The organism is Leptolyngbya boryana PCC 6306 (assembly GCF_000353285.1).
GTDB classification, from domain to species: domain Bacteria; phylum Cyanobacteriota; class Cyanobacteriia; order Leptolyngbyales; family Leptolyngbyaceae; genus Leptolyngbya; species Leptolyngbya boryana.
The window spans coordinates 2,646,568-2,663,086 of the sequence record NZ_KB731324.1 but is presented as its reverse complement, the minus strand read 5'-3'; the positions used below and the strand labels follow the sequence as shown (position 1 = coordinate 2,663,086).

Annotated in this window: 14 protein-coding genes; 9 read left to right on the top strand and 5 right to left on the bottom strand. The window is 47.2% G+C overall.

Annotated features, from left to right (window positions below; translation table 11 throughout):
• Positions 1–9: 9 nt before the first annotated feature.
• A complete protein-coding gene (locus LEPBO_RS0113320) occupies positions 10–2,304 on the bottom strand; it encodes a cation:proton antiporter domain-containing protein (protein ID WP_017288069.1) in 2,295 nt (764 codons plus the stop codon).
• Positions 2,305–2,576: 272 nt separating this feature from the next.
• On the opposite strand from LEPBO_RS0113320, the gene LEPBO_RS0113315 reads away from it, so the two are divergent.
• The 8 genes from LEPBO_RS0113315 to LEPBO_RS0113280 all read left to right on the top strand — a co-directional run bounded on the left by LEPBO_RS0113315 (position 2,577) and on the right by LEPBO_RS0113280 (position 12,539).
• Positions 2,577–3,725, top strand: coding sequence for a histidine kinase (locus tag LEPBO_RS0113315; RefSeq protein ID WP_017288068.1), 1,149 nt, complete (start codon positions 2,577–2,579; stop codon positions 3,723–3,725).
• Positions 3,726–4,696: 971 nt separating this feature from the next.
• Complete coding sequence (locus LEPBO_RS0113310; RefSeq protein WP_017288067.1) at positions 4,697–4,972, top strand: Npun_R1517 family heterocyst differentiation transcriptional regulator; 276 nt, start codon at positions 4,697–4,699, stop codon at positions 4,970–4,972.
• A gap of 258 nt (positions 4,973–5,230) precedes the next feature.
• Entirely contained in the window at positions 5,231–6,634 is a 1,404-nt protein-coding gene (locus LEPBO_RS0113305; protein WP_017288066.1) for a TldD/PmbA family protein, read from the top strand.
• A gap of 161 nt (positions 6,635–6,795) precedes the next feature.
• On the top strand, positions 6,796–7,275 hold the full coding sequence (gene ispF / locus LEPBO_RS0113300; protein ID WP_017288065.1) for a 2-C-methyl-D-erythritol 2,4-cyclodiphosphate synthase: 480 nt from the start codon (positions 6,796–6,798) through the stop codon (positions 7,273–7,275).
• Between the two features lie 171 nt (positions 7,276–7,446).
• A complete protein-coding gene (locus LEPBO_RS0113295; protein WP_017288064.1) occupies positions 7,447–9,435 on the top strand; it encodes a DICT sensory domain-containing protein in 1,989 nt (662 codons plus the stop codon).
• A gap of 210 nt (positions 9,436–9,645) precedes the next feature.
• The gene (gene psaD / locus LEPBO_RS0113290; RefSeq protein WP_017288063.1) at positions 9,646–10,068 is read left to right on the top strand and encodes a photosystem I reaction center subunit II PsaD; all 423 of its coding nucleotides are present in this window, start codon (positions 9,646–9,648) and stop codon (positions 10,066–10,068) included.
• Between the two features lie 137 nt (positions 10,069–10,205).
• Positions 10,206–11,732: an anthranilate synthase component I gene (gene trpE, locus LEPBO_RS0113285; protein WP_017288062.1), complete on the top strand. Its 1,527-nt coding sequence runs from the start codon at positions 10,206–10,208 to the stop codon at positions 11,730–11,732.
• Between the two features lie 441 nt (positions 11,733–12,173).
• Positions 12,174–12,539 (top strand): hypothetical protein, encoded by a 366-nt coding sequence (locus tag LEPBO_RS0113280; protein ID WP_017288061.1) that lies wholly within the window; start codon positions 12,174–12,176, stop codon positions 12,537–12,539.
• A 226-nt stretch (positions 12,540–12,765) separates the two neighbouring features.
• Here LEPBO_RS0113280 and LEPBO_RS44415 read toward each other — a convergent pair whose 3' ends face one another.
• A complete protein-coding gene (locus tag LEPBO_RS44415; protein WP_017288060.1) occupies positions 12,766–12,987 on the bottom strand; it encodes a hypothetical protein in 222 nt (73 codons plus the stop codon).
• Positions 12,984–14,027 carry an IS110 family transposase gene (locus tag LEPBO_RS37040; protein ID WP_263970825.1) on the bottom strand — a complete coding sequence of 348 codons (1,044 nt, stop codon included), beginning with the start codon at positions 14,025–14,027 and terminating at the stop codon, positions 12,984–12,986. Before LEPBO_RS37040 ends, LEPBO_RS44415 begins: the two co-directional genes overlap by 4 nt.
• Positions 14,028–14,386: 359 nt before the next feature.
• Between LEPBO_RS37040 and LEPBO_RS0113270 the strand changes: the two genes are divergently transcribed.
• Complete coding sequence (locus LEPBO_RS0113270; protein WP_017288059.1) at positions 14,387–14,647, top strand: hypothetical protein; 261 nt, start codon at positions 14,387–14,389, stop codon at positions 14,645–14,647.
• Positions 14,648–14,713: 66 nt separating this feature from the next.
• Here LEPBO_RS0113270 and LEPBO_RS0113265 read toward each other — a convergent pair whose 3' ends face one another.
• Both LEPBO_RS0113265 and lipA read right to left on the bottom strand, forming a co-directional pair.
• Positions 14,714–15,631, bottom strand: a complete 918-nt coding sequence (locus tag LEPBO_RS0113265) for an NAD(P)H-dependent glycerol-3-phosphate dehydrogenase (RefSeq protein ID WP_017288058.1) — start codon at positions 15,629–15,631, stop codon at positions 14,714–14,716.
• A complete protein-coding gene (lipA, locus tag LEPBO_RS0113260) occupies positions 15,628–16,518 on the bottom strand; it encodes a lipoyl synthase (RefSeq protein ID WP_287455557.1) in 891 nt (296 codons plus the stop codon). The genes LEPBO_RS0113265 and lipA overlap by 4 nt, the downstream gene beginning before the upstream one ends.
• Position 16,519: the final 1 nt, after the last annotated feature.

Genomic DNA, 16,519 nt, shown 5'->3' with positions numbered 1-16,519 from the left:
AGATATTTCCTAGCTTTCTGCCTCAGCAATTGATGTCGTAATCAAAGGCACTTCTGTCTTTGGGGAGAGAGCTTCTTGAGCTTGAGTCAGGGCATGGAATCCGCCGCAGAGTAATAAGCGATCGCCATTCTGAATCTCTGCGTCAGGTTCGGGGAATCGAATCAATTTTCCATCGCGTCGAATTGTCTGAATTGTGATTTTATAACGCTGCTGAAGTTCAAGTTCTAAGAGCGTTTTACCGATCAAAGGGCTTTCTGAAGGCACTTGTAGCCACTGGCAAGAAGAATTCGTCGAAGGCACTGCTGCTTCGCCTCTTGCCAGTTGGTCAAATGCAGCAACTTCATCGGTTTCACCGACGATCAATAAGCGATCGCCTTGTTCCAATGTCGTCAAACTCTCTGGATAATCGATCGTCAACCCGCCCGCACGACGAATCGCCATCACAGACACACCCGTTAAACGGCGAATATCTGTTTCTTCGATCGACATTCCTAGTAATGGAGACTCTTCTGGCAACGCATACCAACGACTATTCATTTCACCTGTGACCGCTTTAAGGTCTCGCGAGATTTCCTCAGAAGCTTGGTCTGGGCGAAACTCTAAATAATGAGAATTGCGAATCATCTGCACTTCTCGTTGTACTGCGGGACTTGGGATGCCGATTCCCGCCAGCAAATGAGCCGAAAGCTCTAAACTCGTCTCAAATTCAGGCTGGACGACTTCGCGCGCTCCAAGCTGATAGAGCAATTCGATGTCTTTGTCTTTGTTAGCTCTGACCACTAAATCTAAATCTGGGGAAATTTCCAGCGATCGCTTCACGCACAATCTTGTACTCATTGGATCAGGAAGTGCGATCGCCATGCCTTTCGCCTCTGCAACGCCTGCTTTTTCTAAAACATAGGAACTTGCAGCATTGCCGTAAATATAGGGAATTCCAGCGTCTCGAACCTTTTGAATTTGAGACTCGGATTGATCAATCACCAGAACCGGATGATTGCGATCGCGCAACAATCGCACAATATTTCGTCCAATTCGACCGTATCCACAAACAATGAAATGATCTTTGATCGGCAGATCCTCAGAAATCGCTAACGGTTCATCAGATTGTTCTAAGAATTTAGCCAACCAGGGGATCGATTCGCCCCAAGCAAATAATTTTGGAACGAGTCTCAATACAAATGGAGTCACAACCAAAGTCACCGCCGTCGTTCCCAAAATGAGAAGGTAAACTCGACGCGAAACTAATCCTAATGTCTGTCCTTCACTCGCCAAAACAAATGAAAACTCTCCAATTTGAGCCAGTCCCAACCCTGCAATCAAAGCGGTTTTCAAGGGATATCGAAAAATTCGCACCAGCGGCGTAACGATTAAGAATTTGCCAATGAAAACAAGGGTGACTAAACCGAGAATCAATTCCAAGTTATTCCAGAGGAAGACGGGATCAATCAACATCCCGATCGACGCAAAGAACAACGACGCAAAAATATCGCGCAGGGGTTCTACATAAGTCAGCGTTTGATCTGCGTATTCCGCATCTGAAATCATCAAGCCTGCAACAAAGGCTCCCATTTCGATCGACAGACCCAAATGCTCAGTTAATAAAGCAATACCTAAACAGAGCGCAACCACTCCCAGCAAAAATAATTCGCGGCTCTCAGTTTTTGCCAGTAATCTTAAAAGTCGTGGAATTACCCAAATCCCAGCGGCAACGGCTCCAAGTGCAAAGAGACCCGTTTGGAGAAGTGCCCACCCGATCGCTAAACCGACTTCTTCCGCTGGCTGATCTAACGCAGGTAATACCGCTAACATCAACCCCAACGCTAAATCCTGAACCACCAGAATCCCGAGCATCACTTGACCATGAGGCGTGCTGGTCTCGTTGCGCTCCATCAAACACTTAAGTACAACCGCCGTCGAAGACAGCGACAGAATCCCGCCCAGGAAGACTCCTTGAGGGGGAGATGTCACCCATCCCATTGCCAAAGAAACTAATGTCGTCACTAGAATCGTGAGCGCAATTTGCAAGCCCCCGCCCCCGAGACTAATCACTTTAACTTTTTTCAGTTCTGAAAATGAGAATTCGACCCCTAGCGCAAATAGCAAAAACGCCACCCCAAACTGGGCAAGCGTTTCGACCTGGATAATCTCTTTAATTAACCCCAAGCCAGTCGGACCAACAATCACCCCTGCCGCCAAATAGCCCAGCAACACAGGTTGTTTCAATAGTGCGGCGAATAATCCACCCGCTGCTGCTGCCGCTAATACTGAGACGAGATCAACGATTAAACGAAAGTCTTCTTGCACGAGCTTCCAGAATTATTAGAAAGTTTATGACAGCTTATTAATTTTACTTTACATTGAATCACCAGTTTGTAGGGGAACTGACGCAGAATCTAACTGAAACGCCCGACAATGGAGGTGATGCGGTAATCTATCTATATAGAGTGAGTACGATCGATATTGGATTGGGGGCAAGCTCCGCGCATTTTGCGTGATGTTTCGATTAATTTAATATCCTTGATCGTGCACTCTAACCTTCGTCTTCAGACCCGCTTTCAGTTCTGAGAAGCCCATTCATGACGATGCAGGCACACTCTAACCCAGCCACTGACCCCAAAGTGACACTCCAAATTTTGCTGTTCGTCGATCAACGACCCGCGTCCCGCGAACAGATCAGACAAATTCGCGGTTTTCTCAAAGACCGGAGCGCGGAATGTCCATTTGAATTAGAAGTTGTCGATGTCGGTGAGCAGCCTTATCTCGCTGAACATTTTCGCCTCATTGCTACACCTGCTCTAATCAAACTTCATCCAGAACCCCGTCAGACTTTAACTGGAAGTGATTTAATCGTTCAGCTGAAAAATTGGTGGTCGCGCTGGCAAAAATCGATCGAAGAGACTCTTCCTTCTGATTCTACTGAACCCTCTGCCTCTGTCGGCTATTCTGCGGAATTAATTAAACTTACTGATGAAGTTTTCCGGTTGCAGCGCGAGAACGAGAATCTCCAAGCGCAGCTTCAGTTTAAGGATCAAATTATTTCCATGCTGGCGCACGATTTGCGCAATCCGTTGACCGCCGCCTCAATTGCGATCGAAACCTTAGAAATTGCGTACAAACAAGCAGACGGGCAAACTTCTCGGCTCACTCCGCAAATGACTGCGAACCTGTTGAAGCATGGGCGCACTCAAATCCGGACGATCGACCGCATGATCACGGATATCCTGCAAGCGGCAAGAGGGACAAGTTCCGAGTTGCATATTCAACCTGAAAAAATTGATTTGAGAGCGCTTTGTGAGGATGTTTTAGCAGGACTCGGCGATCGCATGCAGTCTAAAAATCAGCAGATCGCAACAGATATGCCTTCGGATCTGCCGATCGTGTATGCCGATGGAGAGCGAATTCGGCAGGTGTTAGTCAATATTTTGGATAACGCCATTAAGTACACGCCGACTGGTGGCAAAATTCAGGTTTCGATTTTGCACCGCACTGCTCAGAAAGTGCAAGTCAGTATTTGTGATACAGGCCCTGGAGTACCACCCGAAAATCGCGATCGCGTCTTCGAGGATCATTATCGGCTGCAACGCGATGAAGCTCAGGACGGATACGGCATTGGATTATCCTTATGCCAAAGGATTGTCAGAGCGCACTACGGGCAGATTTGGGTCGATTCGATCGCAAATCAAGGCAGTTGTTTTCACTTTACCCTGCCTATATTCCGCTCCTAGCCTGTGGAGAATACGGAGTTTTCAGTAGTTGTACTGAATGATCGTTTTTGAACCTTCGTTGGTTCAAAAATCAATGTGCTTGAATGCTTGAATATGTAAGGATCTGAGCAAGAAAGATACTATTTCGGAGAATGCGATCTGAACCGAAAAAGCAGAATTTAAGAACCGAATCTTGCCTTATACAAAATCTTTAAACTCATGGTCTAAAACAACTCGTCTACTGAAGTGCGATCGATACTTGGCAACTCAGAAAAAACCAGGCTTAATTTCAGGCAATGTATTTTTAATTACATTAAATTTAGTTAAATACGTAGAGAACAAGATTGAGGGTTTCAAGGCGCATTCTCTAAAAACTGATTCGCTCTAGTTTTGCGAAGTCCACTCAGATCAGATCGAAATCAACCTAATCTGATATTGCTTAGATTTGTGCAATCCTTACGTATAGGATTTAAGGATCGTAATACAGGCTACAAGGGAATTTACTAGCTTCAGAAATTGAAATTACAGGTTGCTGAATCAGGGAGAACTTCATCAATGCATCACACAAATTTGAGATCAAAAAATCAAAGACAGACTCGATCAAAATTTTGCATTCAATCTTTCTGACTCTCCAATTCAAAGTGCCTGAAAGATTGGTGTTATTACGGTACTAATTCCAAAATCACTCCTCTATAACTGAGCATAAGCAGGATTTGAGAACGGCTGAGAAAATCAGGTTCACTTCTCAATGAAGCTGAGATATTGATGAATTTGATTCAGCGATATAGCTGATCTGACTAACTTCCTAAAAGTGCTAAGTTCAAGCAGTTAAAGGAACATCTACCAGATTGCTTCTAGATTAATTGCTGTTTCGGCGTGATTTCTTGAAGCACTCAACTTATCTGCATCTTTTTCGTGGCGATCTGCCAATCGAACAGCCTAATTCTGAAACCCTATCCAACTTAACCGCGTCATTGGGACTGCCTGCGTAGATGAATTACGATCCTTTAGAGTGTAAAGTCACAGCTCCAGCAGAGGTTGGAGTTTACGAGTGTGAGGTTCGACTGAAGTTTAGACTGATTGAAGAGAAGGGCGCTTTGAGCAACCCAGAGCAACTTCTAGAGTTTCTCTTAGATGCTTATTCCTGCGGAGCAGATGAATATTTAGAACCTCTGGATGTGGATGTAAAGGCAACGGAGATTTCTGAACTGGCGGCTTCTCCTCAGATGCGTCGCCGTCTCATGCGCCTTCGCAACTCGAAAGATTGAATCGTTCACAAATTGAATACTACAAAAAAGGAGCCGACGACAATCCGTGGCTCCTTTTTTGCAGGGTGGCGCGATTAGGCGCACAATTAAGAAGTGAATTTGATAGGTTAGCAGCCTCATGACTCGCGGCTGCCATCTCCTAAATCCGCTATGTCACCTGCTTTCTCGTTGGGAAACTCGCTCGACGAAGTGACTGAATCATTTTGGGGAATTTGACGATCGAATTTGCGACTAATCTAGTGATTTTCTAAAACACCTATGAATTCGGCATTATCTGACGCTAAGAACTTAATTTCTGATTTGATGAGTCGCTACCGTCATCAGGTCGATTATTTGGCAATTCGACTCGAAGCGGCAGAAGGAACCGACATTTTATTGCGAGGTCATAAGATCGAAACGCTGAGTGAAGGAATTTCAATCGGGGGACAGGTTCGCGCTTGCTATAAAGGCGGTTGGGGGTTTTCGAGTTTTAATCAGTTGTCAAGTTTGAAAGAGCGCGTTGAAGATGCGCTCGCTGCCGCAAAATTAGTCGGCATGGATGAAACGATTTTGGCGCCTGTTGCACCGATTCAAGACGATCGCGCTTTACGCCTGACAGGAAGCGATCCACGTCAAATTTCGCTTGCTCAGAAAAAATCGCTCTGTCAGCACTATGGAGAAATTCTTCGCAGTGTCGATCCTCGGATTGCGACGATTTCGGTGCGATATGGAGATAGCGCCCAGAAAATTATTTTGGCAACTTCTGACGGCAGCATGATCGAGCAGTCTTGGGTCGATCTGGAGATGCGATTTGCAGCGACAGCCCGTGACGGCGAAACTGTGCAGACAGGGCGCGAAACGGTTGGATCACGGAAAGCTTACGAGGATCTACTGGGACTCGATCGACAAGTTGAAGAAGCCGCGCAGCGCGCTGTCAACTCGCTCGCATTGCCCCCGGTCAAAGGTGGGGCGTATACCGTTGTCATTGATCCGATTCTGTCTGGATTGTTTGTGCATGAGGCGTTTGGGCATTTGTCTGAAGCAGATATGGCATATGAGAATCCGGACATTTTGGAAGTGATGAGCCTAGGGCGACGGTTTGGATCGCCGGAATTGCAGATTTATGATGGAGCCGCGATCGAGGGACATCGAGGCAGCTATTTCTACGATGATGAAGGCGTTCCAGCCACTACGACGCAACTGATCAAAGATGGCGTTTTGGTGGGACGACTGCATTCGAGGGAAACCGCTGGAAAATTAGAAGAAGCGCCGACAGGAAATGCACGCTGCTTGAACTATCACTATCCCCCGATCGTCAGAATGACCAATACCTGGATCGAGCGGGGTAAGACTCCCGTCAAAGATCTCTTTCAGAATATTCAAGAAGGCGTTTATGCCCGCAATTGGATCGGAGGCATGACCAATGGCGAAATGTTTACCTTTACCGCAGGTGAAGCTTGGATGATTCGGAATGGGGAAGTCGCTGAACCCGTAAGGGATGTAACGCTTTCAGGTAATGCATTTAAGACCCTAGCCGACATTGAAGCGATCGGAGATGATTTCTTCTGGGATGAATCGGGAGGCTGTGGCAAAGGTGGACAGAGTGGATTAGCCGTCGGATGTGGCGGGCCGAGTCTAAGAATTCGAGATGTCGTGGTTGGGGGAGAAGCGATCGACGATTAGCAGAGTGTGTCGCCTAACACCTGAGATTCTCAATGCTTCGGGCGTTTTGATTTTCAGGTTCAGCACGGTGTAACTTTTGCACCTGCATCATCGGAACCCAAATCCAATGCCTAAACTGCGATATTGTAAAAATTGTGATCGATCGTTAATTTCACACTCTCATGAAGCTTCGCATTGGCAACGGATACGATATTCATCGCTTAGTTAGCGGACGAGACTTAATCTTAGGTGGCATCCAGATCGCACATGAAACCGGATTGCTCGGTCACAGTGATGCAGATGTGCTGACTCACGCCATTATGGATGCCATGCTAGGGGCTTTGAGCTTGGGAGATATTGGTCATTATTTCCCGCCGACTGATCCGAAATGGGCAGGAGCCGATAGCATTGTGCTGTTAGAACAAGTTCATCGACTCATTCAAGATCAAGGTTGGCAAATTAGTAACATTGATTCGGTGATCGTGGCAGAGCGTCCGAAATTGAAGCCGCATATTGAAGCGATGCGATCGCGTCTTGCCAATGCTTTAAACCTCGCGCCTGATCAAGTCGGTGTGAAAGCAACCACGAATGAAAAGATGGATGCAGTCGGGAACGAACAAGCGATCGCATCCCATGCGGTAGTTTTACTAATTCAAGCATGAGTTAAGAAACAAAACATGATTCAGTCATCGATCCCGCTCAACCTTTACAATGGCTGAGAATATAGTCCTATATGGGTCTGGGTCGTCGGCTGAACCCTCAACGACCTCAGCTTCTCGACCTAACTGGAAATTGCACAAAAAATTACACAGTTGGCGGGTTAATTATTATCGATGATTCTTACTGATTCTGTCCTGGAAGCCTTACTGAATGCGCTTCCCCAGGTGCGACCTCAAATCTATTTCAAGTCTTCCTTAACGGCATTGTCCCATGCCATGGAAGACCAAGTTTTAGCAGGTCACGATCGCCCACTGGTGATTGCGAGTTTCCAGCGCGAACGGTTCTATCGTCAAGAAGCGCATCGATATTTGAGAATTGCAAGCCGCACGGATCAAGTTTATGTGCTTGCCGCTCCTGAGACAGATTTCACCAATCGCTCAGAGCATTATGAAACGATCGCGTTTGAGCCAGAGGATGGACTCAGCCAAGAATGGCATTTAGTCGTCATGAGCGAACAATACGCATCGTGTTTGATTTGCCGAGAACGGGATTTAACGACGGAGAATCAATCTGCTCCACCGCTGCATGTCGATCAATCGCGGCGATTTGAAGGCATTTGGACATTCGATCGCGATATTGTCCTCAAAGCCGCTGAGATTTTGCTGCACCGCATTCTCCAATATCGTCCTGAATTGCAAACCAAGATTGCGCCTGTGCTAGATCAGATGGCAACAGGCATGGTTTCTAAGTTAAATCAAGTCGATCCAGCTCCGTTTGCCGATCGCTTAGTGACTTATTTACAAGCAGGACAGTACAAATTAGCGAAAGCCTATCGCTCGATCGCTGAAAAAGAACGCAAAGAGCGCTTAGTCAATTCGATCACGTCAGCAGTTCGACGATCGCTCAATCCAACTGAAATTCTGAATGTTGCGGCAGAAGAACTCGGCAAAGTTCTCGGTGCAGAGCGCTGTTTGATTTATCGGTGCAAATCGACTGATTTATCTGCCACTTTAAGTCACGAATATCTCACAGAATCCATGCCGTCTTTAGTAGGGCATGTCTGGACATTACAAGGCAATCCTCTGTTTGAAGAAGTTGCTCAGCGCCAGGAAGCCGTCTTTATTGAAGATACGCAAACCGATCCGCGATTCTCCATGATCAAGGATGGCGATCGTACCTTGCAGGCATTAACGCTCGATTGGAATATTCGATCATGGTTAATGGTTCCGGTTCTGCATCAAAACCAAGTGCTCGGCATGGTGGAATTGCATTATTGGGGTGCAACACCGCATGTTTTAGAGCGCGATGAAGTCGAAATGGTAGAAGCGATCGCGACTCAAATCGGGGTTGCCCTGATTCAAGCCGAATCGTTTGCGAATTTAGAAGATCTCAATCAGCAGTTAGAGGCACTCGATCGCACGCGCAGCAATTTGATCGCGATTACTGGACACGAGCTTCGGACTCCACTTTCAACGATTCAAGTCTGTCTAGAAAGCCTAGCGAGTGAACCTGACATGTCCCCCGACTTGCGGCAAGTCATGCTGAATTCTGCTCTCGTGGATGGAGAGCGGATGCGAAAGCTGATTCAGGATTTTCTCACGTTGTCTCGCCTAGAAAGCGGTCGAGTCGAATGGCGATTTGAACCCTTACCTCTGTGGGAATGCGTCGATTTAGCGCTGAGTAGTCTGCAAACTCGCCGTATGACTACGAATTTGCCGCAAATTGTCACACAGCTTTCAACGGAATTGCCTCTGGTACAAGTCGATGGCGAATGGCTCGTCGAAGTCTTAACCAAACTGCTGGATAATGCTTGTAAATTCACTGACGCTACTGGCAGAGTGACGATTCGAGCACAGCGCAGCGGAGACACGATGCTGGAGGTAATGATTTCCGATACAGGACGCGGAATCGAGGAAAACCGCCTAGAAACCGTGTTCGATCGCTTTTACCAAGAGGAAGGCGCGCTCCGTCGAACGACAGGCGGAACAGGGCTTGGACTTGCGATTTGTCGCCAAATTATTACGAATTGGGGCGGAAAGATTTGGGCAGAGTCGAGCGGCAAAGATTTAGGCAGTGAGTTCCACTTTACGATTCCAATCGTTGCTACAGGCGAGACAAAGAGAACGGCACAGCGGAAAAGAACGTCTCGATCGAGAGATTGATCGGCGGGTTATTCTCCGGCTTACCCAACTCCGAATCTAAAGCTGAGCAACACGCCCATTCACTAGAAAAACTTCCTATTTTGTTAAGAAAATTAATCAATCGACCCGACTGAACAGACCGTGGAATAGCGCCTATTAACAACTGTTACGGAATCGTTAAACCTGTAAACAGCCGATGATACGATGCCAAAAACGTTTAGAGCGAGACCTATGTCAGAAACTCTTACTGGACAAGCACCTTTGTTCGGAGGCAGCACAGGCGGACTGCTTACCAAAGCCTTAGTAGAAGAGAAATATGCCATCACATGGAGCAGCCCCAAAGAGCAAGTCTTTGAAATGCCCATGTGTGGTGCAGCCAAAATGCGTCAAGGTGACAACTTGCTGTATTTAGCTCGCAAGGAACACTGTCTTGCACTCGGTGGACAACTTCGCACGAAGTTTAAGATCACCAACTACAAGATCTACCGTGTCTTCCCCAACGGCGAAATTCAGTATTTGCATCCCGCAGATGGTGTTTTCCCTGAGAAGGTGAACGAAGGTCGCGTAGCCGTGAATAGCGTGCCGCGCAACATCGGTTCTAACCCCGAACCTGCAAAATTGAAGTTTAGCGGTCGTCTCCCTTACGATCCTTAATTTCAATTTTATTGGTTGTGCTTTTAGGAGCCAAAGTTTAGCCGTTTCGGTTGAAGTTTGGCTCCTCTTGTTGTTTCTGGCATACCAAACTGCTAATTAAGCTTGTATTCTTTAAAGCCAAGCTCAAACGTGATTCTATGATTTCTCCTGATTTTTCTCAGTTTGCCGAACTTGCAAAACAAGGTAATTTTGTCCCGGTTTATCAAGAATGGGTCGCAGATTTAGATACACCTGTCTCCGCGTGGTATCGCGTCTGTGCCGGACAGCCTTATAGCTTTTTGCTCGAATCGGTGGAAGGCGGAGAAACAATCGGGCGATATAGCTTTTTAGGATGCGATCCGTTGTGGATTTTAGAAGCGAAAGGCGATCGCACAACCCAAACGCATCGAGATGGCACTCAGCAAGTTTTTGAGGGCGATCCATTTACGACATTGTCTGAATGTTTAGCGCCTTATCATCCGGTAAAAGTGCCAGAATTACCGCCTGGAATCGGCGGACTGTTTGGGTTCTGGGGATATGAACTGATCAATTGGATTGAGCCACGTGTCCCGATTTATCAGGCGACAGAAGACGATTTGCCCGATGGGTTATGGATGCAGATCGATCAAGTGTTGATTTTTGATCAAGTGAAGCGGAAAATTTGGGCGATCGCTTATGCCGACTTGCGTGATCCAAATACAGATTTAAAGGCAGCTTATCAACAAGCGTGTGATCGCGTTTCTCAACTCGTCGATAAACTCAAAGCTCCCTTTTCCGAGGAAGATCGCCTCCTGTCTTGGACACCAAAGAATGATACTTCGGTGAATTGGACGAGTAACACGACGAAAGAACAGTACTGTGCCAGCGTAGAGACCGCGAAAAACTATATCAAAGCGGGTGACATCTTCCAGGTTGTGATTTCTCAACGGCTTTCTTCAGAATTTGAAGGCGATCCGTTTGCATTGTATCGATCGTTGAGATTGATTAATCCTTCGCCTTACATGGCGTATTTCAACTTTGGCGATTGGCAGATCATTGGCTCCAGCCCAGAAGTCCTAGTGAAAGCAGAACAAGCAAGCGATCCAACTGAACCCAGAATTGCTACTGTTCGCCCGATCGCAGGAACTCGCAAACGCGGCAAAACTCATGCAGAAGACGTTGCCTTGGAACAGGATTTACTCGCTGATCCAAAAGAAGTGGCTGAGCATGTGATGTTAGTTGATTTAGGACGCAATGACTTAGGGCGGGTTTGCATCAATGGCACTGTCAAAGTTGACGAACTGATGGTGATTGAGCGCTACTCTCATGTCATGCACATTGTCAGTAATGTGATTGGACAGCTTTCACCCGATAAATCCGCCTGGGATTTACTCAAAGCTGGATTTCCTGCCGGAACGGTGAGCGGTGCGCCGAAGATTCGAGCGATGGAAATTATTCATGAGTTAGAACCTTGTCGGCGGGGAGTTTACTCTGGAGCGTATGGTTACTATGACTTTGAAGGGCAATTGAATAGCGCGATCGCGATTCGGACAATGGTTGTTCGCGAGCAAGGCAACGGCAAACATACCGTGAGTGTGCAAGCTGGAGCCGGACTCGTCGCAGATTCTGTCCCGGAAAGCGAATATCAGGAAACTCTAAACAAAGCACGAGGCCTGTTAGAAGCGATTCGATGTTTGCAGTCTTGAGCGCGATCGTAGGGGGCGAATCGTTCATCCGCCCCCTACGATCTACTGCTCCGGCTTGCTGTTACGCTGCATCAGTTCATTGACTGCCAATTGAGGCGTAATTTCTCCCTCTTGAATTGTTGCGAGGATACTGTCCCGACCAGGCCGCTTAATGGGGCGCGGCCGTGAAGCTCAACGGCGGGTTGAAAGGGCACGACCGGGGCGACTCGGTACGGGGCAGGTGCTCGCGAGCCGCACGATCGGCGACCCTATACGATCCCGTCGACCCATTGAGCAAAGGCTCCCTGAACTAGACACTGCCCGCAGGTGGTCTGGTTCGTCGTATAGCTTGACCTAATTATTGAGGGCGTTTAAAAACATATCTGTGATGCTATTAAGCTGTACTTATTGAAGAAACCGTTATCTAATTTGAATCTTTGTTAAGCATGGGAGCCATAGCGATTGTCAATTACTCAGAAGGAAGTTGTTGAATATCTACTAGATCTGACATTGCGCCATAAGCTAGTCGAGCAAGCAATGGCAAGTTGTGACTGTTGGTTCACTAACAATGGTGGGGAAATAGATGGATGGATTCCCCAAGATTTAGAAAAGCAGTTCTTCTCGCACACACTTGTCTTTCAACGTTCCGACTGGGACTTAATATATGTTGATACGCGCCTCAAACTTTTAGCGTCCAACGGCAGGGAAATCGGTCATTATCGATTGATTAGCACACTTGATGGGCAGATAGATGACGATTATTTAGTGTTGGAGCTGAGTAAAGATGATTGGGAGAACGATAGGGTTGTGACAGTTTGTATAATCTGACTTTAAGAATTCTGAAGGCTGTTTAGTATAGTGCTTATAACATATTCCCTGAGCTTCTCTAAGTCAAGTAAGAATGTGAAAAAGTGCTTCTACCATCATTGTTAGATTCATTCTAGACATCACAATTCTATCGATTCTCAATCTGATAACTTCGGTAAGTTTAGAATCGAAAATCTAAATTACATTGAGTTTCATTCCTACATTCACACCATGACAAATGTCGCGTTCATGCTTGTGAAAGAATTTGCTGTGCTAAGGGTGACCCTTTTTGGTGCAATGCCAGGAGGTACTTGGCTTCATCATACGGAACTCGGTCTTGCCAGCAACGAAATAGAATCCGAATCCACTTAAACGCCAGTGCTCGAATTGCAGCTTGATGCGTCTTTCCAGCTTGTTTCTGAGCTTGATAGAATGCCTTTGCCCAGAGGGACGCTTTGCGTCGATTCATTCGCCCACTCCAATGAAAGGTTTGGCGTAAGAATCTCGGTGCTCCCCAACGCCCAAATGTATCCAACACTTTTTCCCACTGCGTTCGGTTACCGGAGCAATGCCTGCATACTGCAACAAGTCTTGGGCAGTTTGATAACGAGTGCGATCTTCTCCAAACGCCAGCAGCAATCGTGGCGCGAGGTTAGTTCCAGCATGAGGGAGCGCCGCAAAGATCGCAGCATCAGGCAGTTGATTGAATTCGCGATCTATTTGGGCTTCAAACTGACGCACCGATGTGAGCAAGCTACGAAGTTGGCTGACCAAGGCTTGCACCATGAGTTGAGACGATTCGACGATCGCCGAATCTTGCGTGAGTGGAATACCGTTGCGTAAACACTCAATTCGACGAGCATTGCAGTCTTTGTAGCGAGAATGATGCTCACAGAAAAACTGCTGCAACTGTTCATCGCTGACTTGCTGCACCGCACTCAAAGTTGACCATTGTGTGAGAAAGTCACAGAACACCATCGTATCGCGATGCTCGAAACAGTCAATCGCTTGAGGAAAGTATCCTTTGAGCACATCGACGAGACGATTGGTCGTGCGTCCAATATCTTCAATCAGCGTGCGTCGCCATTCGACGAGTGCTTGCAGTTTTCTGAGCATTGGGCTGGCAGGTTGCCAAACCGTCAGTTTATCCCGGTGTTTCCGAAGAAGTTCAACCTGCAGTGCTGCATCCGTCGGATCATCCTTTGCACGACTCGGAGTAAAGACTTGACGATACTTAGAGACGGTTTGAGGATTGACGGGATAGAGGACAAGGAACTCGTACTTACACAATGCATAGATCAACGGTCCTCGTTTCTGTTCCAGGCAAACAGCAATCGGTTGTCCTCCATAGCGCACCCGCAATTGCATTGCCCAGGCTTCAATCGCTTCTGGTCGAGCGCCAATCACGCAATGTTCTTGAGTTTGAGCCGCACAATCATACAAACACACATCGTGCTTTTGGTCTGCCCAATCTAAACCAATCAAAGCCACATAAGGCATGTCAGTCATCTGAGTCCACCTCCGAAGGAATGTGTCATCATGAACTTGGTTTCAATCCCAGTCTTCAGGCGAAAGTATTATGGCAGACATAAAAATCTGTCCCTGAGGATTCGTTCATTGAGGACTAGGAAGCGAGGTCAGTGCGACAATATGTTAGAAGTCATCTGGCTGTCGCCCGTTGCATAGTCGTCACTGACCTTGCCTATTCTCAGGGCAATTCTGATCTCTTCGGTACTGCCCTTGTCTACCCATAAAGCCTATTGCACCCTGACTAAAAGTGTTGATTGGACATTTTTGAAACATCTTGACAGTAGGTGAAACGGGAAAGTTCTTCTAAAATAGGAGGGTACCTCGACTCTGATGTTTAGATGCAGCTCTCACCAAAACTTCTACACGCGATCGAACAGATGGCTGAAAGTCAGAGCATTTTTCCAGAGCAGTTTATTATCCAGACTCTCACTACTGAGGAAACGAATCGTCTTCAGCCATCTTCTTCAACTTCTCAAACAGGACTTAGGGAGAAAGAAGGCATGTTAGTCTTTGATACTGCCCCCCTTGATCACATCGATTTCAATGCGCTGATCGCTCAAAGTTTTGAGGAAGCTGACTCAGAGCAAACGCTCGCTTAATCCCAAGCACTTCACCCGCTTACAAACACCGATCGCACAGATGGTCGAGGTTCCTAAATAATTTTCTTACCCCTCGGGTTTACTATCACGCTGCATCAGTTCATTCACTGCCAGTTGAGGCGTAATTTCTCCTCGCAGTAAACGATCGACTTGGGTCGAAATCGGCATCGAAATTCCTTGCTCTGTTGCCAATCTGACTAAGACCTGAGAGGTATTAATTCCCTCGGCTGTCCCTTCCAAATTTGTGAGAATTTCATCAAGCGATCGCCCTTGAGCCAGCCCAAACCCTACTTGATAATTGCGGCTCAACGCACTGCTACAAGTCGCCAGCAAATCCCCTAATCCTGACAATCCGTAAAACGTTTCTGATTTCGCGCCCCAAGTTGTCCCCAAACGAATCATTTCAGCCAATCCGCGTGTAACCAAGGCTGATTTTGCATTTGTGCCCAGTTGCAGACCATCACAGGCACCGACTGCGATCGCAATCACATTCTTCAACGTGCCACCCAGTTCAACACCTAACGGATCAGAGTTGGTATAGACCCGAAATCGACTCGATGAAAATGCTCGTTGCACCTGATCTGCAAGCGTTTGATCCTGGCTTGCAACCACACTCGCAGCGGGTAAACCTTGCTGAATTTCTTTCGATAAATTTGGGCCTGATAAAACTGCGATCGCGCTCTTTGCAAATGCAGATTGCCAAACCTGGGACGGTAACAATGGCAAAGCCTGATCGCTACCTGATTGTGAATCTAGCCCCTTTGTAGCGGTCACAATTGCGGGAATCGGAGTAGAGATCTGTTCAATTACAGAACGCACCCCTTTCATCGACACAGCAGAGATGACCAGTTCAGCATTCGCGATCGTGTCATTGAGCGATCGCTCACTCCGACGCGACCAAATCGACACGTCATGCCCATTCTCGCGGACTAATCCTGCCAGCGTTGACCCCCAAGCCCCCGCTCCAATCACAGCAATCTTCATCGCGGATATTGTTCCATCAATGCACGAACTTGCTCTGCGTGATACGAGCTACGAGTCAACGGAGTCGAAACAACTTGTAAGAAGCCAATCGACTCGCCATATTCTCGCCAAGCATCGAATTGCTCTGGAGTCACGAAGTCTTTTACGTCTAAATGCTTCTGAGTCGGTTGGAGATATTGCCCGATTGTTAAAATATCGCAGTTCGATGCTCTCAAATCTCGCATCGTTTCGCGCACTTCTTCATCGGTTTCGCCAAGCCCAACCATAATTCCCGATTTCGTATAAACGTGGGGATTGAGTTCTTGAACTTTTTGCAGGAGTTCTAGCGATCGCGCATAATCCCCTTGCGGACGCACCCGACGATAAAGCCGAGGAATCGTTTCAGTATTGTGGTTTAAGACCTCTGGAGATGCGCTGAGAATCGTTGCCAGAGCGTCCCAGTTGCCACAGAGATCAGGAATGAGCAGTTCGATCGTGGTTTTCGGTGAAACGGCTCGAATTCCTTCAATGCAGCGAACAAATTGCGATGCGCCTCCATCGGGCAAATCATCCCGATTCACAGAAGTAATGACAACGTGGTTCAGATTCATCCGCCGAACGGCTTCTGCCAATCGAGTTGGCTCTGTCGGGTCGAGCGCTTTCGGCTTCTTTTCAAAATCAATATCGCAATACGGACAAGCCCGCGTACAAGCTGGACCCATAATCAAAAACGTCGCTGTCCCTGCATTGAAACATTCGCCAATGTTGGGACAAGATGCCTCTTCACAGACTGTATTTAGTTCGAGATCTCGCAAAATTTCTTTAACGCTGCCGACTCGTTCCCACTGCGGAGCCTTAACTCTCAACCACTCTGGCTTAACAACCACGTTTTTAACCCGATGTGCGATT

Coding starts and splice junctions, on each gene's coding strand:
- LEPBO_RS0113315 (WP_017288068.1), top strand. CDS start 2,577: ATGACGATGCAGGCACACTCTAACCCAGCCACTGACCCCAAAGTGACA.
- LEPBO_RS0113310 (WP_017288067.1), top strand. CDS start 4,697: ATGAATTACGATCCTTTAGAGTGTAAAGTCACAGCTCCAGCAGAGGTT.
- LEPBO_RS0113305 (WP_017288066.1), top strand. CDS start 5,231: ATGAATTCGGCATTATCTGACGCTAAGAACTTAATTTCTGATTTGATG.
- ispF (WP_017288065.1), top strand. CDS start 6,796: ATGAAGCTTCGCATTGGCAACGGATACGATATTCATCGCTTAGTTAGC.
- LEPBO_RS0113295 (WP_017288064.1), top strand. CDS start 7,447: ATGATTCTTACTGATTCTGTCCTGGAAGCCTTACTGAATGCGCTTCCC.
- psaD (WP_017288063.1), top strand. CDS start 9,646: ATGTCAGAAACTCTTACTGGACAAGCACCTTTGTTCGGAGGCAGCACA.
- trpE (WP_017288062.1), top strand. CDS start 10,206: ATGATTTCTCCTGATTTTTCTCAGTTTGCCGAACTTGCAAAACAAGGT.
- LEPBO_RS44415 (WP_017288060.1), bottom strand. CDS start 12,987: ATGAATCGACGCAAAGCGTCCCTCTGGGCAAAGGCATTCTATCAAGCT.
- LEPBO_RS37040 (WP_263970825.1), bottom strand. CDS start 14,027: ATGACTGACATGCCTTATGTGGCTTTGATTGGTTTAGATTGGGCAGAC.
- LEPBO_RS0113270 (WP_017288059.1), top strand. CDS start 14,387: ATGCAGCTCTCACCAAAACTTCTACACGCGATCGAACAGATGGCTGAA.
- LEPBO_RS0113265 (WP_017288058.1), bottom strand. CDS start 15,631: ATGAAGATTGCTGTGATTGGAGCGGGGGCTTGGGGGTCAACGCTGGCA.